21 protein-coding genes and 1 tRNA gene are annotated in these 22385 nt (G+C 66.6%); 13 read left to right on the forward strand and 9 right to left on the reverse strand.

The features are described from left to right. Nucleotides 1–40: 40 nt before the first annotated feature. The 4 genes from RQI28_RS09195 to RQI28_RS09210 form a co-directional block, all read right to left on the reverse strand. On the reverse strand, nucleotides 41–496 hold the full coding sequence (locus RQI28_RS09195) for a DUF2214 family protein (protein ID WP_311224018.1): 456 nt from the start codon (nucleotides 494–496) through the stop codon (nucleotides 41–43). Between the two features lie 153 nt (nucleotides 497–649). Continuing rightward, nucleotides 650–3235 carry a glucose/quinate/shikimate family membrane-bound PQQ-dependent dehydrogenase gene (locus RQI28_RS09200; RefSeq protein ID WP_311224019.1) on the reverse strand — a complete coding sequence of 862 codons (2586 nt, stop codon included), beginning with the start codon at nucleotides 3233–3235 and terminating at the stop codon, nucleotides 650–652. A 156-nt stretch (nucleotides 3236–3391) separates the two neighbouring features. Then, complete coding sequence (locus tag RQI28_RS09205) at nucleotides 3392–4045, reverse strand: DUF3016 domain-containing protein (RefSeq protein WP_311224020.1); 654 nt, start codon at nucleotides 4043–4045, stop codon at nucleotides 3392–3394. A 60-nt stretch (nucleotides 4046–4105) separates the two neighbouring features. After that, on the reverse strand, nucleotides 4106–5038 hold the full coding sequence (locus RQI28_RS09210; RefSeq protein WP_311224021.1) for a LysR family transcriptional regulator: 933 nt from the start codon (nucleotides 5036–5038) through the stop codon (nucleotides 4106–4108). A 339-nt stretch (nucleotides 5039–5377) separates the two neighbouring features. On the opposite strand from RQI28_RS09210, the gene RQI28_RS09215 reads away from it, so the two are divergent. The 6 genes from RQI28_RS09215 (at nucleotide 5378) to RQI28_RS09240 (ending at nucleotide 12432) form a co-directional block, all read left to right on the forward strand. Continuing rightward, a complete protein-coding gene (locus tag RQI28_RS09215) occupies nucleotides 5378–7588 on the forward strand; it encodes a malate synthase G (protein ID WP_311224022.1) in 2211 nt (736 codons plus the stop codon). A gap of 187 nt (nucleotides 7589–7775) precedes the next feature. After that, nucleotides 7776–9353 (forward strand): methyl-accepting chemotaxis protein, encoded by a 1578-nt coding sequence (locus tag RQI28_RS09220; RefSeq protein ID WP_311224023.1) that lies wholly within the window; start codon nucleotides 7776–7778, stop codon nucleotides 9351–9353. 188 nt (nucleotides 9354–9541) lie between these two features. Continuing rightward, nucleotides 9542–9775 (forward strand): cysteine-rich CWC family protein, encoded by a 234-nt coding sequence (locus tag RQI28_RS09225; protein ID WP_311224024.1) that lies wholly within the window; start codon nucleotides 9542–9544, stop codon nucleotides 9773–9775. Between the two features lie 112 nt (nucleotides 9776–9887). After that, nucleotides 9888–10076, forward strand: coding sequence for a 4-oxalocrotonate tautomerase (locus tag RQI28_RS09230; protein WP_311224025.1), 189 nt, complete (start codon nucleotides 9888–9890; stop codon nucleotides 10074–10076). A 19-nt stretch (nucleotides 10077–10095) separates the two neighbouring features. Then, on the forward strand, nucleotides 10096–11598 hold the full coding sequence (locus RQI28_RS09235; RefSeq protein ID WP_311224026.1) for a DHA2 family efflux MFS transporter permease subunit: 1503 nt from the start codon (nucleotides 10096–10098) through the stop codon (nucleotides 11596–11598). Nucleotides 11599–11631: 33 nt separating this feature from the next. Further along, complete coding sequence (locus RQI28_RS09240; protein WP_311224027.1) at nucleotides 11632–12432, forward strand: class II glutamine amidotransferase; 801 nt, start codon at nucleotides 11632–11634, stop codon at nucleotides 12430–12432. On the opposite strand, the gene RQI28_RS09245 is transcribed toward RQI28_RS09240, so the two are convergent. Further along, nucleotides 12429–12581, reverse strand: a complete 153-nt coding sequence (locus RQI28_RS09245; RefSeq protein WP_311224028.1) for a hypothetical protein — start codon at nucleotides 12579–12581, stop codon at nucleotides 12429–12431. The two genes, RQI28_RS09240 and RQI28_RS09245, sit on opposite strands and share 4 nt — an antisense overlap. A 185-nt stretch (nucleotides 12582–12766) precedes the next feature. On the opposite strand from RQI28_RS09245, the gene RQI28_RS09250 reads away from it, so the two are divergent. The 3 genes from RQI28_RS09250 to RQI28_RS09260 are packed head-to-tail and all read left to right on the forward strand — an operon-like array spanning nucleotide 12767 to nucleotide 15127. After that, a complete protein-coding gene (locus RQI28_RS09250; protein ID WP_311224029.1) occupies nucleotides 12767–13810 on the forward strand; it encodes a cyclopropane-fatty-acyl-phospholipid synthase family protein in 1044 nt (347 codons plus the stop codon). 32 nt (nucleotides 13811–13842) lie between these two features. Continuing rightward, a complete protein-coding gene (locus RQI28_RS09255; RefSeq protein ID WP_311224030.1) occupies nucleotides 13843–14673 on the forward strand; it encodes a DUF1295 domain-containing protein in 831 nt (276 codons plus the stop codon). Nucleotides 14674–14716: 43 nt separating this feature from the next. Continuing rightward, entirely contained in the window at nucleotides 14717–15127 is a 411-nt protein-coding gene (locus RQI28_RS09260; protein ID WP_311224031.1) for a DUF2177 family protein, read from the forward strand. Between the two features lie 55 nt (nucleotides 15128–15182). Here the strand turns inward: RQI28_RS09260 and RQI28_RS09265 are convergent, their stop codons facing one another. Both RQI28_RS09265 and RQI28_RS09270 read right to left on the reverse strand, forming a co-directional pair. Beyond that, nucleotides 15183–15848: a ChrR family anti-sigma-E factor gene (locus RQI28_RS09265; protein ID WP_311224032.1), complete on the reverse strand. Its 666-nt coding sequence runs from the start codon at nucleotides 15846–15848 to the stop codon at nucleotides 15183–15185. Beyond that, nucleotides 15845–16408, reverse strand: coding sequence for a sigma-70 family RNA polymerase sigma factor (locus RQI28_RS09270; protein WP_311230746.1), 564 nt, complete (start codon nucleotides 16406–16408; stop codon nucleotides 15845–15847). Before RQI28_RS09270 ends, RQI28_RS09265 begins: the two co-directional genes overlap by 4 nt. 194 nt (nucleotides 16409–16602) lie before the next feature. On the opposite strand from RQI28_RS09270, the gene RQI28_RS09275 reads away from it, so the two are divergent. The 3 genes from RQI28_RS09275 to RQI28_RS09285 are packed head-to-tail and all read left to right on the forward strand — an operon-like array spanning nucleotide 16603 to nucleotide 20130. Further along, nucleotides 16603–18006, forward strand: a complete 1404-nt coding sequence (locus RQI28_RS09275) for an NAD(P)/FAD-dependent oxidoreductase (RefSeq protein WP_404976964.1) — start codon at nucleotides 16603–16605, stop codon at nucleotides 18004–18006. Continuing rightward, entirely contained in the window at nucleotides 18003–18818 is an 816-nt protein-coding gene (locus RQI28_RS09280; RefSeq protein WP_311224034.1) for a DUF1365 family protein, read from the forward strand. The genes RQI28_RS09275 and RQI28_RS09280 overlap by 4 nt, the downstream gene beginning before the upstream one ends. A gap of 1 nt (nucleotide 18819) precedes the next feature. Further along, complete coding sequence (locus tag RQI28_RS09285; protein ID WP_311224035.1) at nucleotides 18820–20130, forward strand: cyclopropane-fatty-acyl-phospholipid synthase family protein; 1311 nt, start codon at nucleotides 18820–18822, stop codon at nucleotides 20128–20130. 35 nt (nucleotides 20131–20165) lie between these two features. On the opposite strand, the gene RQI28_RS09290 is transcribed toward RQI28_RS09285, so the two are convergent. Continuing rightward, nucleotides 20166–20241, reverse strand: a tRNA-Arg gene (locus RQI28_RS09290). A 51-nt stretch (nucleotides 20242–20292) separates the two neighbouring features. Beyond that, nucleotides 20293–20913 carry a TetR family transcriptional regulator gene (locus tag RQI28_RS09295; RefSeq protein WP_311224036.1) on the reverse strand — a complete coding sequence of 207 codons (621 nt, stop codon included), beginning with the start codon at nucleotides 20911–20913 and terminating at the stop codon, nucleotides 20293–20295. A 184-nt stretch (nucleotides 20914–21097) separates the two neighbouring features. On the opposite strand from RQI28_RS09295, the gene RQI28_RS09300 reads away from it, so the two are divergent. Beyond that, a complete protein-coding gene (locus tag RQI28_RS09300; protein WP_311224037.1) occupies nucleotides 21098–22372 on the forward strand; it encodes an efflux RND transporter periplasmic adaptor subunit in 1275 nt (424 codons plus the stop codon). Nucleotides 22373–22385: the final 13 nt, after the last annotated feature.

Here is a 22385-nt window from a genome sequence, read left to right on the forward strand (position 1 = left end):
CGCGCGGGGTTTGCTTTTGTTGTGAATCGGCAGAGCGGTCTTAGCGCGTGCCCACGCCCCGGGCCAGAAACACCGCCAGCAGCGGAATCAGCGCCAGCAGGTGCGCTTCAATCATCACCAGCCTGCGGGTGGACCGCACCTCGGCCGCTGCAGGCAGCGTGCCGCCCGCACGCACGGCCTTCACCCAGCGGCGCAGGCGCAGCGTAGGCACGATGGACAGCAGGCCGATGACGACGAACAGCGTCACCTTGGCATGCAGCAGCGGCTGCGACCAGTACCACGCCCCGCCCTTCATGCCCCACCCAGCGCGCGCCAGGCCGGTAGCCAACACCAGCACGGCCGCAATGCCATAGATCATGTCGATGCGCGCCAGCCGCTCCACCGCCGCTGCGTTCAGCCATTCGCTGCGGCACAGCGCCGCCTGGCTGGCCAGGAAAGTGACCATGGTGAGGATGGCCAGCAGGTGGGCATAGGCCAGCAGGGCTTCGGTGGTCATGGCGGACTCGTCGTGAAGAAAAAGCGGCAGGTTGGGAAAGGAAAAAGAATCGCCGTTGATCCTATCCCTCCCCCACCCCCAAGCGGCCATGCCTGCGTGCGGCGGCTGTGACCGCAGCCGCATTGCTGGCCCGGCTTTTTTTACTTGCCCTGCTCAGCGGCCCGGCACGGCGTAAGCCCGTACCGAATCGCCCGCCTTGGTGCCCGTGGAGCCGTGGCCGCCGGCCACCACCACCACGTACTGCCGGCCGTCGGCGCCGGTGTAGCTCATCGGCGTGGCCTGGCCGCCTGCGGGCAGGCGGTCTTCCCACAGCTGCTTGCCGCTGGTGAGGTCGTAGGCACGCACATAGTCGTCGAGCGCGCCGGAATAGAACGCCACGCCGCCGGCCGTCACCATCGGCCCGCCGATCCCGGGCACGCCCATGCGGAAGGGCAGCGGCACGGGAGACAGGTCGCGCACGGTGCCGTTGCGGTGCTTCCACGCGACTTCACCGGTGCGCAGGTCGACGCCCGCCACATAGCCCCAGGGCGGCGCCTGGCACGGAAGGCCCACGGGCGACATGAAAGGCTTCATGGACGCGGCGAACGGCGCCCCAAAGTTCTCATTCAGCGCCGGCAGGCTGCCCTTGGGCGGGCCGCCTTCCTGCACCAGCAGGCTGGTGTCGTCCTTGCGCGGAACCAGCTTGGACACGAAGGCCAGGTAGGTCGGGGTGGTGAAGGCCACCTGGCGCTGCGGATCGACCGCGATGCCGCCCCAGTTAAAGACGCCGAAGTTGCCCGGATAGACGATCGAGCCCTGCTCCGACGGCGGCGTGAAGCGGCCTTCATAGCGCAGGCGATGGAAGGCGATGCGGCAGGCCAGTTGGTCGAACATCGTGCCACCCCACATGTCGCGCTCGCGCAGCGGGGGCGGGTCGAACGACAGGGCCGACTTGGGTTGCGTGGGCGCAGTGCGGTCGCCGGCTGCAGCGCCCTGCGGTGCGGGGTGTTCAGTCACCGGCAGCAAGGGCGTGCCAGTGCGGCGGTCCAACACAAACAGCTCGCCCTGCTTGGTGGGCTGCACCAGCGCAGGCACGGTCTTGCCGTCGATCTGAAGGTCGATCAGCGTGGGCTGGGCCGGCACGTCGTAGTCCCACAGGTCGTGGTGCACCGTCTGGAAGTGCCAGCGCACGCGGCCGGTGGCCACGTCGAGCGCCACCACCGAAGACGAATACTTTTCCACCGCCGGGCTACGGTTGCCGCCCCACTGGTCGGGCGGCTGGTTGCCCATGGGCACGTAGACCAGGCCCAGCGCTTCGTCCACGCTGGAGATCGACCAGCTGTTGGGTGAATTGGGCGTGTAGGTGCGGCCGGGTGGCAGCGGGGCAGTGTCTTCGGGGTTGCCCGAATCCCAGTTCCACACCAGCGCGCCGGTGTCGATATCGAACGCGCGGATAACGCCCGACTGCTCCTTGACCGATGCGTTGTCCAGCACGGTGCCGCCCACGATGATGTGGCGCTGCGTGACCACCACCGGCGAGGTGGAGTAGTACGCGCCCGGCCGCAGGTTGGGCATGCGCTGCCAGAGATCGATCTGCCCCGTGCCGCCGCCGAAGTTGGTGCAGACGGCGCCGCTTTCGGGATTGAGCGCGATCACGCGGCCATCGGCCGTGGGCATGAAAAGCTTGGCGCGGCAGGCCGCGTCGGTGGGACCGTTCTTGGCGGCGATGGGTGGCTGGCGCTGGTCGGCGGCCTGCGTGGCCGGTGCATCAGGTTGCGTGGTGGTGGGCGAGGCGTGCGACGCAGGCTCGGCGCGCTCGGCACCCGCGGCGACGGCGGCTACCTGGCCATTCGCAGCCGGGTTTGATGCCACATCAGCCGGCGCAGACGCCTGCGGCGCCGTATCGCGCGGCGGCTGGTATGACAGCCCCCGGCAGGTCAGATGCTGCAGGGCCAGCTTGTTTTCGATCTTCGGGTCGAACCGCCACAGCTCCTTGCCCGAGGTCGCGTCCAACGCAATCACCGACTGGTGCGGCGTGCAGAGGAACAACCGGTTGTCGATCTTCAGCGGCGTCACTTCATACGTGGTTTCTTCGGGGTCGCCGTCCTTGCCGCGCAAGTCGCCCGTGCGGTATTCCCAGGCCATTTTCAATTGGGTGGCGTTGGCCGGTGTGATCTGCGCCAGCGGCGAAAAGCGCTGCCCATAACCCGTGCGGCCGTAGGCGTGCCATTCGCCATCGGGCACATCGACAGCGCCGGCCGGGGCGGCTGCCGCGGCTGCTGGAGCCGCCGGCAGCTCGCCCGCCATATCGTGCGGCTGGCGGAACCACGAACCCACGGCAACCGCCACGGTGGCCACCAAGGCCACGGCCAGCGCAGTCGCGGGCGTGGCAGCGGATCGGTCCGCGCCGCCATCCACACGTTGCGGCGGCGTCCCACCGGGCAATAACGAGCGCCGCACCCAGGGCGTCAGCAGCCAGAGCCCGATGACCGCCAGCACGTCCAGCCGCGCGGCCAGCGGCCACCAGTCCAGACCCACTTCCCACAGCGCCCAGACCACCGAGGCGGCCAGCAGCACGGCGTATAGCCACAGCGCCTCGGCCCGCCGGCGCGCCAGCAGCACCCCGCAGCCCACCAACACGATGCCTGCGATAACGTAATAGAAGCTGCCGCCCAGCGCAACGAGCCAGATGCCCGCTGCCGCCAACAGCGCTCCGATGATGCCGACGCCGATGCCGGTAATGCGCGCAATGCCTGCCATGACTGCCCTTTTGATAGGTCTTCAGTGAACCCTTCCCGCAGCCGCGCGAGGCGCCGCAGGCACGAGGAGTCACTCTAGGCGGCCGGAGCCCCTGCACGGCGTGGGGCGCTCACCTGCACGGCCGTCAGCGTCCTCCTACGGTGACTTACGCAGGTTTCAGTCAGCGCGGCGGCCGAATTCAGTGTGCAGCCAGTCGTCGACCAGCGCCTTTTCAAAGCGCAGCGGGTCGCTGGCGGACGGCGCGCTGCGCGACATGAACATCGCGTCGCGCAACTGGCGCTGGCCTTGGCGCAGCACCCGGCCGCTGCCCGTGCGCAGGGTGAAGTTCAGGTCGATGCGCGGCGGGTAGATATCGCGCACGATGCGCACGTCGCCCGCGCCGGCGCCGCGGCCGGGCTCGAAGGCGCCGGCGCGCTGCAGATCGGTGAGGTACACGTCCAGCCGCTGGTCGGGCGCCAGCAGCGGCGCGGCGCGGTCGGCCAGGTGCAGGCTGAGGGCGTCCAGCCAGGCACGGCGGGCGCGGTCGGTTTCGCGCGGGGACTGGCGGGCGTCGCTCATGCGCTTCGGGTCGGCATAGGTCACGCTGACGATGCCTGCGGGCACGCCGTCCGGCGACTGCTTGGGCACTTGCGCGACCGGCGGCGCGGCCGCAACGAGCGGGGCGGCCGGCAGCGCAGCGGCAGGTGCTGCCGGCCCGCCGGGCAGCTGTGCACACGCGCCCAGCAACGCGGCCAGGGCGAGCGATGCGGCGCGCGCAGGCCAGGCGGCAGACGCTTCAACGGACATGCGGTGGCAAAGGTGCTGACTCATGGCGCTCAATTCCTGTGAAGGCGGAAGATGGGGTGGATCGGCAGCGCTGCGCCGGTTGGCTCACGCGCGGGCGCGGCGCCAGAAATCGGGCTGCGCGTACTGGTGCTTGAGGTAGTCGATCCACAGCCGCACGCGCAGCGGCAGGTGCTTGGCGTGCGGAAAGACCACGTAGATGCCGTTGGGCGGCGCGGCGAAATCCTCCAGCACCGCCACCAGGTGGCCGGCCGCTATCTCGGCCTCGACCTCCCAGGTGCTGCGCCAGGCGATGCCCCAGCCGCCCAGGCACCAGTCGTGCAGCACCTGGCCGTCGGAGCAGTCGAGCGGGCCGCCGGGCTTGAAGTGCATCACCTCGGCCACGCCGCCCTCTTCACGCGGCACGCGAAAAGCCCATCCACGGGTCTGCGACGCGTCGCTGGACAGCGTGAGGCAGTCGTGCTGCGCCAGTTGCGACGGATGCGCGGGCACGCCGCGCCGTGCCAGGTAGGCGGGCGTGGCGACGCACAGGCGCCGGTTGTCGGCAATGCGCACGCTGACCAGCGACGAATCGGGCAGGTCGCCCACGCGCACGGCGCAGTCGAAGCCCTCGCCAGCCAGGTCGACCACACGGTCGCTCAAATTCAGGGAGATGGTGACTTCCGGGTGCAGGTCGCGAAAGCGCGGCACCAGCGATGCCACGTGGCGGCGGCCGAACCCCGCCGGCGCGGTGATGCGCAGGTGGCCCGTGGCCTTCACGCCGCCGGCCGAAACACTCGCCTCGGCATTGGCCACGTCGGCCATCAGGCGCTGGCAGTCTTCCAGGAAGGCGCTGCCTTCATGCGTGAGGCTGATGCGGCGCGTGGTGCGCACCAGCAGCTTGACGCCCAGGTGCTCCTCCAGCGCGTCGAGCCGCCGGCCCATGATGGCGGGCGCCACGCCCTCGGCCCGGGCGGCCGCCGTGAGGCTGCCGCGCGTGGCCACGGAAACAAAGGATTCGAACGCCTTGAGCTTGTCCATGGCCGGCGATTATGGGGACTGATGTCACGACTGGACACAGTTTTCATCAGGATTACACAGGTTGAAATTTGACTGAAATTGGCCTCTAGCGCTTTATTCATAAGCGATAACAGCTATTAATTCAATAGCATCCACAGGCCGACCATGTCGCTTGCCCGCACCGGGCGGCCTGAAGCACCGCCTGAAGGCCCCTTCCACTTGTGCGCAAAAGTCACTGGTTTTGCGCTTTCCGCGCCGTTTATGTGCTTAAAGAATTCCAATACAGTGGGTTCACGGCCCCGGCTCCGGGCGCCCCAGGCTTTTTTGCCTGACTTGTTCAACCGCACACCGAGACATTCCATGACCGATCGCACCACCGCTCACGGCCTCCAAGTGGCCACTTCTTTGCACCGCTTCATCGACGAGAGCGTGCTGCCCGGCACCGGCGTGGACGCCGCAGCCTTCTGGCAAGGCTTCGGCGAGCTGGTGCGTGAACTGGCGCCCAAGAACATCGCCCTGCTGGCCGAGCGCGACCGCCTGCAGACCGAGCTGGACACCTGGCATCAGGCCAACCCCGGCCCCATCCAGAACATGGTGGCCTACCGCGCCTTCCTGGAAAAGATCGGCTACCTGGTGCCCCAACCGGCCGACGTGCAGGCCACCACGGCCAACGTGGACGACGAGCTGGCCACCCAGGCCGGCCCGCAGCTGGTGGTGCCCATATTGAATGCGCGCTACGCACTGAATGCCGCCAACGCGCGCTGGGGCAGCCTGTACGACGCGCTGTACGGCACCGACGCCATTGCCGAAGACGACGGCGCCGAAAAGGGCAAGGGCTACAACCCGGTGCGCGGCACCAAGGTGATCGCCTTCGCCCGCGAGGTGCTGGACCAGGCCGCACCGCTGGCCAGCGGCTCGCACAAGGAGGCAGCCGCCTACCGCGTGGAGGGCGGCCAACTGGTCGTGGAACGCCAGGACGGCGACACCACCGGCCTGCAGGACGCGGCGCAGTTCGTGGGCTACCAGGGCGATGCGGCGGCGCCTTCATCCGTGCTACTGCGCCACAACGGCCTGCATCTGGACATCCAGATCGACCGCTCCACGCCCATCGGCAAGACCGACCCGGCCGGCGTGAGCGACCTGGTGCTCGAAGCCGCCCTCTCCACCATCCTCGACCTGGAAGATTCCGTGGCCGCCGTCGATGCCGAAGACAAGGTGGCGGGTTACGCCAACTGGCTGGGCATTCTGCAAGGCACGCTGACCGAATCGTTCGCCAAGGGCGGCCAGACCGTCACGCGCGGGCTCAATGCCGACCGCGTGTACACGGCCCCCGGCGGCAGTGGCGAGGTGCGCCTGCATGGCCGCTCGCTCATGTTCCTGCGCAACGTGGGCCACCTGATGACCAACCCCGCCGTGCTGTGGGCCGACGCGCAGGGCACCGAGCGCGAAATCCCGGAAGGCATTCTGGACGCCGTGGTGACCACTGCCGTCGCACTGCATGACCTGCAAGGCAAGGGGAAAGACGGCATCCGCAATTCCCGCAAGGGCAGCGTCTACATCGTCAAGCCCAAGATGCACGGCCCTGCCGAAGTGGCCTTTGCCAGCGAGCTCTTCGCCCGCGTGGAGCGCCTGCTGGGCCTGCCCGAGAACACCGTCAAGCTGGGCATCATGGACGAAGAGCGCCGCACCAGCGTGAACCTGAAGGCCTGCATCGCCGCCGCATCGGCGCGCGTGGCGTTCATCAACACCGGCTTTCTGGACCGCACGGGCGACGAGATGCACACCGCCATGCAGGCCGGCCCGATGGTGCGCAAGGGCGACATGAAGGCCAGCCAGTGGATCCAGTCGTACGAGAAGAACAACGTGCTGGTGGGCCTGACCTGCGGGCTGCGCGGGCGCGCGCAGATCGGCAAGGGCATGTGGGCCATGCCCGACCTGATGGCCGACATGCTCAAGCAGAAGATCGCCCACCCCAAGGCCGGCGCCAACACCGCCTGGGTGCCCAGCCCCACGGGCGCCACGCTGCACGCGCTGCACTACCACCAGGTCAACGTGGCCGAGGTGCAAAAGGAGCTGGAAAAGACCAGCGCCGATGCGGAGCGCGACAACCTGCTGACCGGCTTGCTGACGATTCCCGTCGCCACCCATCCACAGTGGAGCGACGCTGAGAAGCAGCAGGAGCTGGACAACAACGCGCAGGGCATTCTGGGCTACGTGGTGCGCTGGATCGACCAGGGAGTGGGCTGCTCCAAGGTGCCCGACATCCACAACGTGGGCCTGATGGAAGACCGCGCCACGCTGCGCATCAGCAGCCAGCACATGGCCAACTGGCTGCTGCACGGCGTGGTGACCGAGGCCCAGGTCAACGAGACCTTCGAGCGCATGGCCGCCGTGGTGGATGGGCAGAACGCCGGCGACCCGCTCTACCAGAAGATGGCCGGCCGCTTTGCCGAATCGGCAGCCTACCGCGCGGCCCGCGACCTGGTCTTCAAGGGCAAGGAACAACCCAGCGGCTACACCGAGCCGCTGCTGCACGCCTGGCGGCTGAAGGTGAAGGCGGGCACGGCCTGATCGCAGAACGCCACCAGCAACTACCAAAAAGAGAGCACCTGGCGCTTGCACAGCAAGCGCCAGGTGCTTTTTTTATGCCCAAAAGCTGCATGTGAAACCACGACCTGAGGTGGATGCCAGTAGAAATCGGGCCTCAACTTGACACGGGTCATGTCGATATAAGGGTTAACCACTAGCACCCATCCCCATGCAACTTGACCACATCTCCATCGGCCGCCGCCTTGCGCTAGCCTTCATCGCCCTCATCGTGCTGACGGCCGCCATCCTGGCGATCGGCATCTGGCGCCTGCAGACCGTGGCCGCCGAAACCGACGCGATGATGGCCCGCCCGCTGGCCAAGGAGCGGCTGGTGTCGGACTGGTACCGCACCATCCACACCAGCGTGCGCCGCACCACGGCGGTCGTCAAAAGCGCCGACCCGACTCTGGCCACCTTCTTCGCGCCCGAGAACACCGAGGCCTCGCGCATGTCCACGGACCAGCAGAAACAGCTCGAAGCCCTGCTGGAGACACCCGAAGAAAAAGCCCTGTTCGCCACGCTATCGCAAGCGCGGCAGCAATACATCGCCGCGCGCGATGCGGTCAGCCAGGCCAAGGCCGCAGGCCAGGCGGACGAAGCCGAGCGCCTGTTCAACAGTGACTTCCGTCCTGCCGGCGTGCGCTACCTGGACAGCCTACAGGCATTACTCGACCAGCAGCGTGCCGGCATCAACGCCACGGCGCAGGGCATCCGCGCCGGATTCGAGCGCGGGCGCGCCCAGATGCTGGCGCTGGGCGTGGTGGCCTTGCTGGCCGCCGCTGCACTGGCCTACTTCATCACCCGCAGCATCACCCGCCCCCTGAACCGCGCGGTGGCGGTGGCCGAAACCGTGGCCAGCGGCGACCTGACGGCCCGCGCCGACAGCACGGCGCGCGACGAAACGGGCCAGCTGCTGCGCGCACTGGACGCCATGGGCACGCAGTTGCGCACCGCCGTCGGCCAGGTGCGCCATGGGGCGGACGGCATCGCGCTGGCGTCCAGCGAGATCGCCAGCGGCAACCTGGACCTGTCGAGCCGCACCGAAGAGCAGGCCAGCGCGCTGCAGCAGACGGCCGCGTCGATGGAGCAGATGACCTCCACCGTGCGCCAGAACGCCGACAACGCCGCCCAGGCCAACCAGCTGGCGCGCTCTGCGTCCGACATGGCGGTGCGCGGCGGCGAGGTGGTGGGCAATGTGGTGACGACCATGGGCGGCATCCACGCGGCCTCGCGCAAGATCGTGGACATCATCGGCGTGATCGACGGCATCGCTTTTCAGACCAACATCCTGGCGCTGAACGCCGCCGTGGAAGCCGCCCGCGCGGGCGAACAGGGCCGGGGCTTCGCCGTGGTTGCGTCGGAAGTGCGCACGCTGGCACAGCGCAGCGCCAACGCGGCCAAGGAGATCAAGGTGCTGATCGACGATTCGGTGACGCAGGTGGACGCGGGCAACCGGCTGGTGGACGAAGCCGGCTCGGTGATCCGCGACGTGGTGGCGGGCGTGCGCCGCGTGACCGACATCGTGGGCGAGATCAGCGCCGCCAGCCAGGAGCAGACCACCGGGCTGGAACAGGTAAACCAGGCCATATCGCAGATGGACCAGGTCACGCAGCAGAACGCCGCGCTGGTGGAAGAGGCCGCCGCAGCGACGGGCTCGCTGGAGGCGCAGGCCGCGCAGCTGGTGCAAGCCGTGGCGGTGTTCCACATCGGCAATGCCGCGACGGGCGCACCCCGTTTGATGGCCTGACGCTGGACTGCCCGGCCAGCGCGTGAGGTGCAGCGGGCAACTGCGCCGCACCTGATGCGCTACATTTTTTATAGCTACTAGCGCTTGATGGATAAGCGCTAGAGGCCAATTTGGCTTAAAAATTGGCGTCTCGCACGGCCTACACTGGAGTGGCGGTATTGCCGCCGCCAAACCTCCACGATTCGCCCATGCCCAGCGCCCCACGCTCATCCCCGACCCCGGACCCCACCCGCTGCCCGCTGTGCGGCCAGAGCAACCGCTGCGCGATCGAAGCCGGCCAGCCCGCCGCCGACTGCTGGTGCATGAGCACCCTGGTGGCACCCGCCGCGCTGGCGGCCGTGCCTGCGGACCTGCAGGGCCAGGCCTGCCTGTGCCCCGGCTGCGCGGCCGGTGACGCCCCGGCAGCGCGCGGCGTGGGATAGGCGCCGGCTGACATCAGCACGCCGGCCTCGCCGATATGATGGCCGCCTGGTTTTTGCAGCCTTCGGGCGCGCGCCACATCTCTCACTCTCGTCGAAAAAAGGAACGAACACCATGCCCACCTATCACGTCGAAATGATGGAAGGCCGCACCATCGAGCAGAAGAAAAAGTTGGTGGAAGAGATCACCCGTGTCTCCGTCGAGGTGCTGGGCGGCTCGCCCGAGTCGGTGGACATACTGATCACCGACGTGAAGCGCGAGAACTGGGCTACGGGCGGCAAACTCTGGTCTGAGCGCACGTAAGCCCCGCCCTTTCCCTTTCATGCGCAGCCGCAGCCCCGATGGGGTAACGCCCAGCTCCGCATCCGCGGCGTTGCTGCGTGAGCGCTACGGCGAGCGCTATCGCTGGCTGGTGCTGCTGTCGGTGATGGTGGGCACGATGGCGTCCATCATGTCGTCCACCATCGTGAACGTGGCCATTCCGGACATGAGCCACCACTTTGCGCTGGGGCAGGAACGCGCGCAGTGGGTCAGCTCAGGCTTCATGGTGGCGACCACCGTGGCCATGCTGACCACGCCCTGGCTGCTGTCGCGCTACGGCTACCGCGCCACCTATGTGGGCGCCATGGTGCTGCTGCTGGTGGGCGGCGTCGGCGGCGGTGTCGCCAACGACTACGGGCTGGTGCTGCTGGCCCGCGTGCTCGAAGGGCTGGCAGCCGGCGTGGTGCAACCCATTCCGGCTGTGATCATTCTGTATGCCTTCCAGCCGCACGAGCAGGGCCGCGCCAGCGGCATCTTTGGCATGGGCGTGGTGCTGGCGCCGGCCATCGGGCCCAGCATCGGCGGGCTGCTGGTGGACTGGTTCGGCTGGCGCTCCATCTTCTTCATGGTGGTGCCGTTCTGCATCGCCTCCATCGCGCTGGCCTACAAATATGTGCCGGTCAGCGGCCCGGGCGGGCTGGCCGCCAACCGCGCGGGCGAAAGCCTGGACTGGCGCGGCCTGCTGCTGGGCGGCGTGGGCACGCTGTGCCTGCTCAATGGCCTGGTGGCGCTGCACAACGGCCCGGTATTCCAGTCAGCGGCCCTGCTGCTGGCGGCGCTGGGTGCGCTCGTCGCGTTCATCTGGTGGCAGCGCCGGCTGCAGCAGCAAGGCCGCCGGCCGTTGATGGACCTGCGCATCTTCCAGTACCGCCCTTTCGCCATGGGCAGCATCGTGGCATTCATCTACGGCACGGCGCTGTTCGGCTCCACCTATCTGCTGCCGGTGTTCATGCAGCTGGGGCTGCAGCTGTCCGCGTCGCACGTGGGCACCATCATGCTGCCGGCCGGCATCGTGCTGGCCATCACCATTCCGCTGGTGGGCCGGCTGGCCGACACCCAGCCCACGCACCTGCTGGTCAGCACCGGGCTGGCGCTGCTGGCGCTGTCTTTCGGACTGATGATGCTGGTCGACCTGCACAGCGGGCTGTGGATGCTGGTGGCGTTTGCCATCCTCGGGCGCATCGGGCTGGGCTTTATCCTGCCCTCGCTCAACCTGGGCGCGATGCGGCCGCTGGACAAGCCGCTCATCGCGCAAGGCTCCAGCGCCATCAGCTTCGTGCGCATGCTGGGCGGCGCCGCAGGGGTGAGCCTGTGCGGCATCGTGCTGGAATGGCGCATTGCCGCGCATGGCGATTCGCTGCAGACAGCGGCCAGCAGCGCAGCGCGCATCGAAGCCTTCGGCGAAACCTTTTTGCTGCTGACGGTGCTGTGCCTGGTGGCGCTGGTGGCTGCCTGGCAACTGCGCGACGCACCGCGCCGCCCGCCCGCAGCACCGCCCATCTGAATAGCCAAGCCCCCAACGAAAGCCCCAGCCCCCATGTGCCAGCTGCTCGGAATGAATGCCAATACGCCGACCGACGTGACCTTCAGTTTCACGGGGTTCGCGCAGCGCGCCGGCAACACGGCCGACCATTCCGACGGCTGGGGCATCGCCTTTTTCGAAGACCGCGGCCTGCGCCACTTCGTGGACCACCAGCGCGCGGTCGATTCGCCGGTGGCCGAGCTCATTCGCCGCTACCCCATCCGCAGCCAGAACGTGATCGCGCACATCCGCAAGGCCACGCAGGGCAGCGTGGTGCTGCAGAACTGCCACCCGTTCGTGCGCGAGCTGTGGGGCCGCTACTGGGTGTTCGCCCACAACGGCGACCTGAAGGAATTTCGCCCCCGCCTGCATTCGCACTTCCAGCCGGTGGGCACAACGGACAGCGAGCACGCCTTCTGCTGGATCATGCAAGAGATAGCGAAGTCGCATGCGGGCGTGCCCAGCATCGCCGAGCTGACCATCACGCTGCAGGAACTGGCCGCGCGCATTGCGCCGCATGGCACGTTCAACTTTTTGCTGTCCAACGGCCAGGCGCTATGGGCGCATGCGTCCACGTCGCTGTACTACATCACCCGGCGGCACCCGTTCTCGCAGGCGCACCTGTGCGACGAAGACCTGCACATCGACTTTTCAGCCCACACCACGCCCAACGACAAGGTAGCGATGGTGGTGACTGCGCCGCTCACGACCAACGAGGAATGGACCGCGTTCGAAAGCGGCGAGTTGCGCGTGTTCGTGGACGGAGAGTGCTTACCGCGCCTGGGCGCAAGCGCTGGGCGGCCGACTGCCGGTTAGCCCAAGGGTTTCCAGATGGGCGGCTCGGGGTCGGGAAGCAGCACGGAAGCGTGAGCGCTGGGACGCGTCACCATCGCCTCGCGTTGCCTGCGGCGCTTGATCTCGCGGGGCTTGGGCTTGTCGGGGTGCTGGCGATACGTCTTGGACATGGCGTGTTCCCGTGGGTGCATGGCATCCATTAAAGGAAAGTCGAAAGGCACCGGCGTGTCAGACGCCGCCTCAGCCGCACATCGGACAGGCGGGAGGGGCAATCCAAACCACTCCGGCGCGCGTACACCCGGCACGGAGATCGTGCGCAGGACGCACACCCGCAGTCCAACCAGAGGGAACCCGCATGCCAACTGCCGCCGCCACTGCCATCCGCTGGGTTGAACAGGGCCGCGTGCCCGACTTTGCCATCCGCCTGGGCATACGGCACCTGCTGCAGGGCCGGCTGGCGGAGATGCGCAGCGGCGACGCGGTGTTTGGCGCCGAGGCCACGCGGTCTTTCCTGCGCGGCATGCGTCACGCCGAACTGGCGCCCCTGCCCGAGAAAGCCAACGAACAGCACTACGAGTTGCCCGAGGCATTCTTCGGCCAGGTGCTGGGGCCGCACCGCAAGTACAGCAGCGGCTACTGGCCCTCGGATGTGGCCACGCTCGAATCGTCAGAAGAACGCGCGCTGGAACTGACCTGCGAGCACGCCGGCCTGCAGGACGGCCAAGCCGTGCTGGAGCTGGGCTGCGGCTGGGGATCGCTCACGCTGTGGATGGCCCAGCGCTTTCCGGCCAGCCGCATCACCGCCGTGTCGAACTCGCATTCGCAACGCGCCTACATCGAGGCGCAAGCCCGGGCGCGCGGCTTGGCGAACCTGCGCGTCGTCACCTGCGACTTCAATGTGTTCGACACCGAAGAACGGTTCGACCGCATCGTCTCGGTCGAGATGTTCGAGCATCTGCGCAACTGGCCTCGCGCCTTTGCGCACGTCGCGCGTTGGCTGGCGCCTCGCGGCCGGTTCTTCATGCACGTGTTCGCCCACCGAGAGGCGCCCTACCCGTTCGTTGAAAAGGACGACAGCGACTGGATGAGCCGCCACTTCTTCTCCGGCGGCATGATGCCCAGCGACGACCTGGCTCTGCAATGCCAGGACGATCTGCGGCTGGTAGACCGCTGGCGCTGGGACGGCACGCATTACCAGCGCACGGCCGAGGCCTGGCTGGCGCGCATGGATGCGCACCGTAACGAACTGATGCCGCTGTTCCAGGCCACCTACGGCGCTGATGCTGCCGTGTGGTGGGTGCGCTGGCGGCTGTTCTTCCTGTCGGTGGCCGAACTGTTCGGTTACCGGGGCGGCCAGCAATGGTGGGTGAGCCACTATCTGTTCAGCCGGCGCGACTGAACACATTTGCAACGACCGACAAGGAGCGCACCATGGCCGGCATGCATTTATCCACAGCACTCGCAGGCCTGGCCTGGATCGCCCTGCTGGCGGTGGGCACTTGGGCGATCAGCCTGTGGCGCCACGACGTGAGCCTGATCGACCGCGTCTGGGGGCCTTGCATTGCGGGCGCCGCTTGTGTCTACCTGGCAGTGCAGCCCGCCATCGACGCGCGCGGCATGGCCATGGTGGCGCTGGCCGTGGTGTGGGGAGTGCGGCTCTCCGCCTTCATCACCTGGCGCAACTGGGGCCATGGTGAAGACCGGCGCTACCAGGAGATTCGGGCTCGCAACCAGCCGCACTTCGGCTGGCGCAGTCTGTATCTGGTGTTCGGGTTGCAGATGCTGCTGGCCTGGATCGTGTCGGCACCGTTTCTGTCGGGCGTGCAAGGCAGCAACCCTTTGGGCTGGCTGGACGCGGCGGGCCTGGCCCTGGCAACCTTCGGCATCTTTTTTGAAGCGGTGGGCGACGCGCAAATGGCGCGCTTCAAGGCCGACCCGGCGAATCGCGGCCAAGTCATGGACCGGGGCCTGTGGCGCTACACCCGTCACCCCAATTACTTTGGCGAGGCCTGCCTGTGGTGGGGCCTGTGGTGTGTGGCGCTGGGCGGATCGGGCTGGGGCGGGGCCTGGACGATGGTGTCGCCACTGCTGATGACGGTGCTGTTGCTGCGTGTCTCAGGCGTGACCCTGCAAGAAAAAGACATCACCGAGCGCCGCCCGGCCTACCGCGACTACATCGCCCGTACCAATGCCTTCGTGCCTGGCCCGCCGCGACGCGCCGAAAGCGTGGAGAGCGCGAAGGGCACATCCCTTCACCCATGAGCCTTGTTCTTTTCCATTCACTCTTATTGCAGGAAGCCCCACCATGATCCGACAGTTCGCCATCGCTTACGGCGTTTTCGCCATCGTCTTCCTCGCGCTCGACGCGCTATGGCTCACCGCCATGGCTGACCGGCTGTACCGGCCGGCCATCGGCCACCTGATGCGCGACGGCTTCAGCCTGGCACCAGCTGCCATCTTCTACGTGCTATACGTCGCCGGCGCCGTCGTTTTCGCCGTGCGGCCCGGGCTGGACAGCGGCAGCTGGGCCGCAGCGATGGGCTGGGGCGCCTTGCTGGGCCTGCTGGCCTACGCCACCTACGACCTGACCAACCAGGCCACGCTGCGCGACTGGCCCTGGCAAGTGACGGTGGCCGACCTGTGCTGGGGCACGTTCGTCACCGCCATGTCGGCAGGTGCGGCCTGCTACGTGGCGCTTCGCTTCGGCTCGGACTGATCACACGGGTGGCAGACCAGGAGGGCTCCGCCGCTCTGGTCTGCGCGTATGGCATTCACACGCCGACGAGCTTGCCGATCGTGCGGGCGATGAAACCGGCCGGCACCACATTGCCCTGCACGGATGCCAGGCAGATGCAGATGCCGTCCCCCGACACAACCGGCTTGTGACTCACGCTGTCATCGGCTCCGTCGAAATCGCCGGCCTCGTAACGGTCACGGCCATCATGGAAAGCGCCGTACATCACCTGGGTCATTTCCAGGTCGCTGTGGCTGTGCGTGGGCAGTTTCTTGCCGGGGCCCATGCGCAGCAAAAACAGGTTGCCATCGGGGTCGTGCGGCATGGTCACGCGGCTCCAGTGCATGCCCGGGCCCACCCAGCGCCACGGCGCAATGGTGCAGCCCCGCAAAGCCTGCGGCCACCGGGCGCCAGGCGGCAAGGCAGGCCAACCGGCACCGAGCGCAGTTGCCGGCCGCCTCTTGCGAGGCTCGGCATCACCCGCATCGATGGCAGCCATGGCGCGGGCCAGGGCTTGAGGTTCCAGCAGAACCGGATCGGTCGTTTCGAGCAGCGCACCGCCGACCGCTTCGAACTCGTGCATGCGCTGGCAACAGTGCGCGCAGTTCTCGATGTGGCTGGCAATCACGATGGCCGGTCCCGCAGGCAACTGGCCCGCGGCATAGGCCAGCAGCAAGGAGTCTTCAGGGTGATGGCGGATCATGGCTCGAGCGCGCCCAACAGGCGGCGCAGATGGTTGACGGCAAGCCGCACGCGCGACTTCACAGTGCCCAGCGGAATGCCCAGCTCCTCAGCGATGCGGGCGTGCGGATGTTCTTCGAAGAAAGACAGGCGAAGGATGTGCGCCTGGTCCTGCGACAGCTGGCGCATGGCCTCGCGAACGCGCAACTCGCGCTCCTGGATGCTGAGCTGCTCGTCCGGTTGCGGCGCGGTGTCTTGCAGCGGCTCGGTTTCGCAGTCGCCTGCCTCCGCCACGATGGTGTGGCTTTTGCGGCGCAGCTGGTCCACCCGCAGATTGCGGGCGATGGTGAAGATCCAGGTGGAAACGCCAGCGTGCCGGGCGTCGTAGAGCGCCGCCTTGCGCCACACGCTCACCATGGTTTCCTGTGCCAGGTCTTCCGCCAACCCCTCGGGGCTGCCCAATCGCATCAGGTAGGCCTTGACCCGGGGAGCGAAGTGCTTGAAAACGGCGGCAAACGCCTGTCGGTCCTGGCGGGCCGCCACGGCCTGGATCCAGGCGCTCAGCTCGTCGCTGTTCGGCATCGAGCCGCTGGGAGGGTGCGTGGTCACTATCGACAAGTAGGGCGGCCGTGGCCTTGCCGGTGCGGCAGGCCAATCTGACAACAGGTGGGCGGTGGTCATGCTGCTGTTACGCAACGCTCGCGGCATTAGATCACAGCACTGATGTCCAAGACATGCGCAGGAATCCAAACGGTCCCCTACGCCGTACAACACGCATGTCTTATTTGGAAGTGCACAAAAACAATGCAACGGGACAGCCGCTGGATGGCCCCATGGGCGCTTTGGGCGCTGGCCGTGCGGAGGGCGCGCTGGATGTGGCCGTGATCGGCAGTGGGATTGCCGGCCTGTCTGCCGCGTGGCTGCTGTCCAGCCGACACCGGATCACCCTGTTCGAAGCCGATGACCGCGCTGGCGGCCACAGCCACACGGTGGATGTGCCCTCTGCCGAGGGGCGAGTGCCGGTGGACACGGGTTTTATCGTCTACAACGACTTGGCCTACCCGAATCTGACGGCTCTCTTTCAGCATTTGGATATCGCCACGGTAGCAACCGACATGTCATTCGGCGTGAGCCTGGACAGGGGAGCGCTGGAATACAGTGGCTCTGGCCTGAGTGGGCTTTTCGCGCAACGCAAAAATTGGCTGCGCCCGCGCTTTTGGCACATGCTGCGCGATCTGGTTCGCTTCTACCGGCAAGCCCCCCGCCTGGCACCCCAATTGGGGCTGATGTCGCTGGACGAATTTCTGGACCGTCACGGCTACGGCCGGGCCTTTCGCGAAGACCATCTGTACCCCATGGCAGCAGCGATCTGGTCTACGCCAGCCCAGCAGGTAGGCAAGTATCCGGTCGAGGCCTTTGTGCGGTTCTGCGAAAACCACCACTTGCTGAATCTGGGGGACCGTCCGGCCTGGCGCACTGTGCGGGGCGGCAGCCGCAACTACGTTCAGCGGCTCACGGCGGCGCTGGGCTCGGGCCTGCGGCTGGACAACGCTGCGGTGGAAATTCGCCGCACGCCCGGCGGAGTCTTCGTTCGCACGGCAGACGCGCGGGAATCGCGCCGGTACGACCAGGTGGTGATAGCGACCCACGCAGACCAGGCGCTGCGCTTGCTGCCGCAACCAAGCGAGGAAGAAAAAGAACTGCTTGGCGCTTTTCAATACAGCCGCAACCGGGCGATATTGCACACAGACCCTGCCCTCATGCCACGCCGCAAGGCCGTCTGGTCCAGCTGGAACTATCTGGCTGACCGGACGCAGGCCGAAGGCCTGTGTGTGAGTTACTGGATGAACCGGTTGCAACCTTTGCCGGCCAGCCAGGATTGGTTTCTGACATTGAACCCGCTGCAGGAGCCTGCGGCGCAACACCACATTCATACGCAGATCTACGAGCATCCGCTGTTCGATGCACACGCCATGCGCGCTCAACACGCTCTTTGGTCGCTGCAAGGGCGCCAGCGCACCTGGTTTTGCGGCGCCTATTTCGGCTCAGGCTTTCATGAAGACGGCTTGCAGGCCGGACTGGCCGTGGCGGAAGCGCTGGGCGGGGTACGGCGGCCCTGGAGCGTGGCCAACGAATCCGGCCGCATTCACCTGCGGCCGACTGAGGCGCGGCCGGCATGACGGCAGTCGCCAGCTCGTCGGCTTTGTACACCGGCTGGGTGATGCACCGCCGCCTGCGCCCGCGGCGTCACCGGCTGCGGTATGGCGTGTATTCGCTGCTGATCGACCTGGACGAGCTACCCGCCTTGCACGACCGGTTGCGCTGGTTCTCCGTGAACCGATTCAATCTTTTCAGCTGGCACGAGCGCGACTACGGGGACGGCGCGGCACGCGGGTTGCGCACCTATATTGAGGATCAACTGCGTGCGGCAAATCTGCGCCCCGGCGGAGCGATCCATCTGCTGACCATGCCGCGCATCCTGGGATATGCGTTCAATCCCCTGAGCGTGTATTTTTGCCACGATCTGGACGGCCGGCTTCAGGCCATCCTGTACGAAGTGAACAACACGTTTGGAGAGCGGCACAGCTACCTGCTGCCCTGCCCACCCGAGCACGACAGGCAAGCTGCCGGCCTGGTTCGCCAGACCTGCGCCAAGAATTTCCACGTGTCACCGTTTTTGGGGCTGGACATGTACTATGACTTCTCGGTGTCGCCGCCCAGCCCGATTACGCCCGATCTTCGGATACACATCGACGCGCGCGCCGAGCAGGGCGTGATGCTTACCGCCGACCTGCAATCCATTCGCCGGCCGCTAACCGACGCTACCTTGGTACGCGCTTTCTTCTCTCACCCGCTGCTCACGCTGAAAGTCATTGCAGCCATTCACTGGGAGGCGCTCAAGCTGGTGGGCAAAGGCATTCGCCTGCACCGCAAGCCGCCGCCTCCGGCACATGCCGTGAGCATCCCCCCATCTCCGCCGTCCTCTGATTGATATGCACATTCCCTCGCCACCCCCTTCCGAGCTGGAGACGTCGCGCACGCGCGGCCGCTGGCTGCGCGCGTTAAGCGATGGACTGGCCTGGCCCTTGCGCGGCATGCTCGAGCGCATGCTGCGCCATTTGCAGGTGGGCGCGCTCTCCATCACGTTGCCGAGTGGTGCCACGCTGGAGGCCCAGGGTGCCCAACCCGGCCCGCGCGGGCTGCTGACGCTGCATCGGTGGCGGCCCGTGTGGCGCCTGCTGACCAGCGGCGACATCGGGTTGGCGCGCTCGTACCGTGATGGCGACTGGTCCACCCCCGACTTGACCGCCCTGCTCGAAGTGGGCATTCGCAATGAGGCGGCTTGGGGCTCCGCCCTGCATGCAAGCGCTCCGATGCGCTGGCTGCATCGTGCGGCACATGGCCTGCGCCGCAACACCCGCAAGGGCAGCCGGGACAACATCTCTTTTCACTACGACCTGGGCAACGACTTCTATGCCGAATGGCTGGATGCCAGCATGCTCTATTCCAGTGGCATTCATTCCAGCAGCGCGCAATCGCTGGAAGAAGCACAAGCCGCTAAGCTGCAGCGCATCCTGGATCAGCTGGCGCTGCAGGAAGACTCACACATTCTGGAGATCGGCTGCGGCTGGGGCGCTCTGGCCGAACGCATGGCGCTTGCAGCGCCCCGGGGCTATGTCACTGCGCTGACGCTGTCCGCCGAACAATTGCGCCATGCGGCCGCACGGGTGCGCTCGGCCGGCGTAGGCCGGCGGGTGGATCTTCGCCTGCAGGACTATCGTGATGAGACCGGCCACTACGACCGCATCGTTTCCATCGAGATGCTGGAGGCCGTGGGCGAAGCCTACTGGCCTGAGTACTTCGAGACGATCAAGGCGCGCCTGCGCACTGGCGGGGTGGCGGTGGTGCAGACCATCACCATCGCGCAAGATCACTTCGCGCGTTACCGGGCCGAGCCGGACTTCATCCAGCGCTTCATCTTCCCGGGCGGCATGCTGCCCACCCGTGAGATCGTGCAGGCCCAGGCCGAACGCGCTGGCCTGCAACTGGTGCAAAGCGAAACCTTCGGCGAGAGCTATGCGCTCACGCTGGCTGAATGGCGCCACCGCTTCCTGCGCGCGTGGCCCCGAATCGAGGCATTGGGTTTCGACGAAGCCTTCCGCCGTCTCTGGGTGTATTACCTGTGCTATTGCGAGGCAGGCTTCAGAACCAGCCGTGTGGATGTGGGCCTCTACACGATGACGCATGCCAGCAGCGACGGGGATACGCACACGTACGCACCAAAGCCGGCCGGAGCTTCGTAGACACCGGGCAGGCAAAGGGTAACAAAAGGGGGAAATGGTGCGGCTGGCGGGGATCGAACCCACGACCCTTGGCTTCGGAGGCCAATACTCTATCCACTGAGCTACAGCCGCTGGAGTGTTGCGCGAGTCAGCGCGGAAACAGAGACGAATTATCGCACGGCCCTAGATTCGAAAACCCAAGCCTCGCAGATACGTGTCGACAACCATTCGGCTGATGGCAACCAGATCAAAGTTCGCATGATTGAGCAGCCACGCCTGAAGCAGCCCGTCGAAGACGCAGCGCAGCCCGATGGCAGCGGGCAGGGAACCGTGCTGCAAGGTGATGCCTTGATCCGCAGCGGCAGCCTTCAGATCCTGTTCAAGCTGCGACTGAAAGCCACCGCAGGCCTCAATGTGCAGATCCCGTACAACTGCCAAGTCGTCTACATATTCAATGCGAAACAGCGCGATCTCGAATACCCGGCGCATGCGCTCGTCGGAGACGATGGATCGGTGTACAAAGTCGATTCGATCCCGCACGCGCTGCATCGGCGGCAGTTGCGCAAAGGCCTCGCTGTGGTCCGTCGCATGCTGGAGGGGCAAGGTCACGCGATCCATCATTGCGTTGAACAGGTCTCCCTTGTCTTTGAAGTGCCAGTAAATGGCGCCTCGAGTCGCGCCAGCGGCGCAAGCAATGTCATTCAATGAGGCGCGTGACATGCCTTTGTCGTAAAACACCTGTTCGGCAGCGTCCAGCAAGCGCGAACGCGTGGCATCTGCATCTTGTTTGGTTCTTCTGACCATGGGGCGAATTTGTCTCCTGGCGGCACACTGAAAGCCCGCGCCGCAATTATACATTCATGTTTGTATGTACAATCCGCCGTCCTCCCGATCCGCCCTGGGTGCGTTAGCCGTTCCCGGTGGCCGGCTATTCGGGACGCCCTTTTCTTTTCCGCTTGTAGCCCTTGCCTTTCTTCTGAGGACTCCCATGCCGTGCCTGACCGACGATCTCGAAACACATTCCGCCCCTCGCTCGCGCCATCGCAAGGCGTCGTATACCCTCGCCGCGACCTTGGCTGCCGTCCTGGTGTTGTTGAGCGCCTGCGGCAAGAAGGAAGATCCGGCTGCCGCACAAGGGCAGCCGCCGCCTCCCGCACAAGTCGGAGTCGTCACCGTCGCCCCGGGTGATGTGGGCTTGGTCACCGAATTGCCAGGTCGGCTCGAGTCCTCGCGCGTTGCCGAAGTGCGCGCCCGCGCGGCCGGCATCCTGCAAAAGCGTCTTTTCACCGAAGGCAGCGACGTGAAGGCCGGCCAGCGCCTGTTCACAATCGACAGCGCTCCCTACCAAGCCACCCTGGAAAGTGCCCAGGCCAGCGTAGCCCAGGCGGAAGCGACTGTGGCACAGGCGAAGGCGCTGGCAGAGCGGTATCGCCCTCTGGTGGCTGTGAACGCAGTCAGCAAGCAGGAATACGACAACGCCGTCGCTTCGCAGAAGACGGCGGAAGCCAACCTTGCAGCGGCCAAGGCCGGTGTTACCACCGCCCGGATCAACCTGGGCTATGCGTCCGTGACGGCGCCCATCTCGGGCCGCATTGGCCGCGCGCTGGTGACCGAAGGTGCACTGGTGGGCCAGGGCACTGCCACCGAACTGGCAGTCATCCAGCAGATCGACCCGTTGTATGTGAACTTTACGCAGTCTGCATCTGAAGCCTTGAGGCTCCGGGCGGCCTTGGCCAGCGGCAAGTACAAGCAGGCAGGCGCCGGCGCCGCCAATGTCAGCGTGGTGCTGGAGGACGGCAGCGTCTACGGAAAAACCGGCCGCCTGCTGTTCACCGACTTGACGGTAGACCCCACCAGCGGCCAGGTGACCCTGCGCGCCGAGATCCCCAACACTGATCGGTCGTTGCTGCCAGGCCTCTACGTGCGCGTGCGCATCGAGCAGGCCCAAGTAGACAACGGCGTGCTGATGCCTCAACAGGCCGTGACGCGCTCAGCCAAGGGCGACACCGTCATGGTGGTCGGGCCAGATAACCATCTGACGCCCCGAACCGTGAAGCTCGGCCCTGCGCAGGGCACCAACTGGGTCGTCACCGAAGGCCTCAAAGCGGGCGAAAAAGTGATGGTGGACGGCTTCCAGAAGCTGCCTCGCGGCAAGCCCGGAGACCCTATCGTCGTGAATCCAGTGCCGTGGCAAGCTGCCGGCGCCAAGCCCGCCGGGGCGCCCGCCTCTGCGCCTGCCGCAACGGCACCAGCCAAACAATAAAAACAAGGAGCGC

The organism is Acidovorax sp. WCS2018Noco2-16, assembly GCF_031843945.1.
Taxonomy (GTDB): domain Bacteria; phylum Pseudomonadota; class Gammaproteobacteria; order Burkholderiales; family Burkholderiaceae_C; genus Paracidovorax.

Bases quoted from the DNA above. Each gene is read 5' to 3' on its own strand.
- RQI28_RS09195 (WP_311224018.1), bottom strand. From the start codon at position 496: ATGACCACCGAAGCCCTGCTGGCCTATGCCCACCTGCTGGCCATCCTC.
- RQI28_RS09200 (WP_311224019.1), bottom strand. From the start codon at position 3,235: ATGGCAGGCATTGCGCGCATTACCGGCATCGGCGTCGGCATCATCGGA.
- RQI28_RS09205 (WP_311224020.1), bottom strand. From the start codon at position 4,045: ATGAGTCAGCACCTTTGCCACCGCATGTCCGTTGAAGCGTCTGCCGCC.
- RQI28_RS09210 (WP_311224021.1), bottom strand. From the start codon at position 5,038: ATGGACAAGCTCAAGGCGTTCGAATCCTTTGTTTCCGTGGCCACGCGC.
- RQI28_RS09215 (WP_311224022.1), top strand. From the start codon at position 5,378: ATGACCGATCGCACCACCGCTCACGGCCTCCAAGTGGCCACTTCTTTG.
- RQI28_RS09220 (WP_311224023.1), top strand. From the start codon at position 7,776: ATGCAACTTGACCACATCTCCATCGGCCGCCGCCTTGCGCTAGCCTTC.
- RQI28_RS09225 (WP_311224024.1), top strand. From the start codon at position 9,542: ATGCCCAGCGCCCCACGCTCATCCCCGACCCCGGACCCCACCCGCTGC.
- RQI28_RS09230 (WP_311224025.1), top strand. From the start codon at position 9,888: ATGCCCACCTATCACGTCGAAATGATGGAAGGCCGCACCATCGAGCAG.
- RQI28_RS09235 (WP_311224026.1), top strand. From the start codon at position 10,096: ATGCGCAGCCGCAGCCCCGATGGGGTAACGCCCAGCTCCGCATCCGCG.
- RQI28_RS09240 (WP_311224027.1), top strand. From the start codon at position 11,632: ATGTGCCAGCTGCTCGGAATGAATGCCAATACGCCGACCGACGTGACC.
- RQI28_RS09245 (WP_311224028.1), bottom strand. From the start codon at position 12,581: ATGTCCAAGACGTATCGCCAGCACCCCGACAAGCCCAAGCCCCGCGAG.
- RQI28_RS09250 (WP_311224029.1), top strand. From the start codon at position 12,767: ATGCCAACTGCCGCCGCCACTGCCATCCGCTGGGTTGAACAGGGCCGC.
- RQI28_RS09255 (WP_311224030.1), top strand. From the start codon at position 13,843: ATGGCCGGCATGCATTTATCCACAGCACTCGCAGGCCTGGCCTGGATC.
- RQI28_RS09260 (WP_311224031.1), top strand. From the start codon at position 14,717: ATGATCCGACAGTTCGCCATCGCTTACGGCGTTTTCGCCATCGTCTTC.
- RQI28_RS09265 (WP_311224032.1), bottom strand. From the start codon at position 15,848: ATGATCCGCCATCACCCTGAAGACTCCTTGCTGCTGGCCTATGCCGCG.
- RQI28_RS09270 (WP_311230746.1), bottom strand. From the start codon at position 16,408: ATGCCGAACAGCGACGAGCTGAGCGCCTGGATCCAGGCCGTGGCGGCC.
- RQI28_RS09275 (WP_404976964.1), top strand. From the start codon at position 16,603: ATGTCTTATTTGGAAGTGCACAAAAACAATGCAACGGGACAGCCGCTG.
- RQI28_RS09280 (WP_311224034.1), top strand. From the start codon at position 18,003: ATGACGGCAGTCGCCAGCTCGTCGGCTTTGTACACCGGCTGGGTGATG.
- RQI28_RS09285 (WP_311224035.1), top strand. From the start codon at position 18,820: ATGCACATTCCCTCGCCACCCCCTTCCGAGCTGGAGACGTCGCGCACG.
- RQI28_RS09295 (WP_311224036.1), bottom strand. From the start codon at position 20,913: ATGGTCAGAAGAACCAAACAAGATGCAGATGCCACGCGTTCGCGCTTG.
- RQI28_RS09300 (WP_311224037.1), top strand. From the start codon at position 21,098: ATGCCGTGCCTGACCGACGATCTCGAAACACATTCCGCCCCTCGCTCG.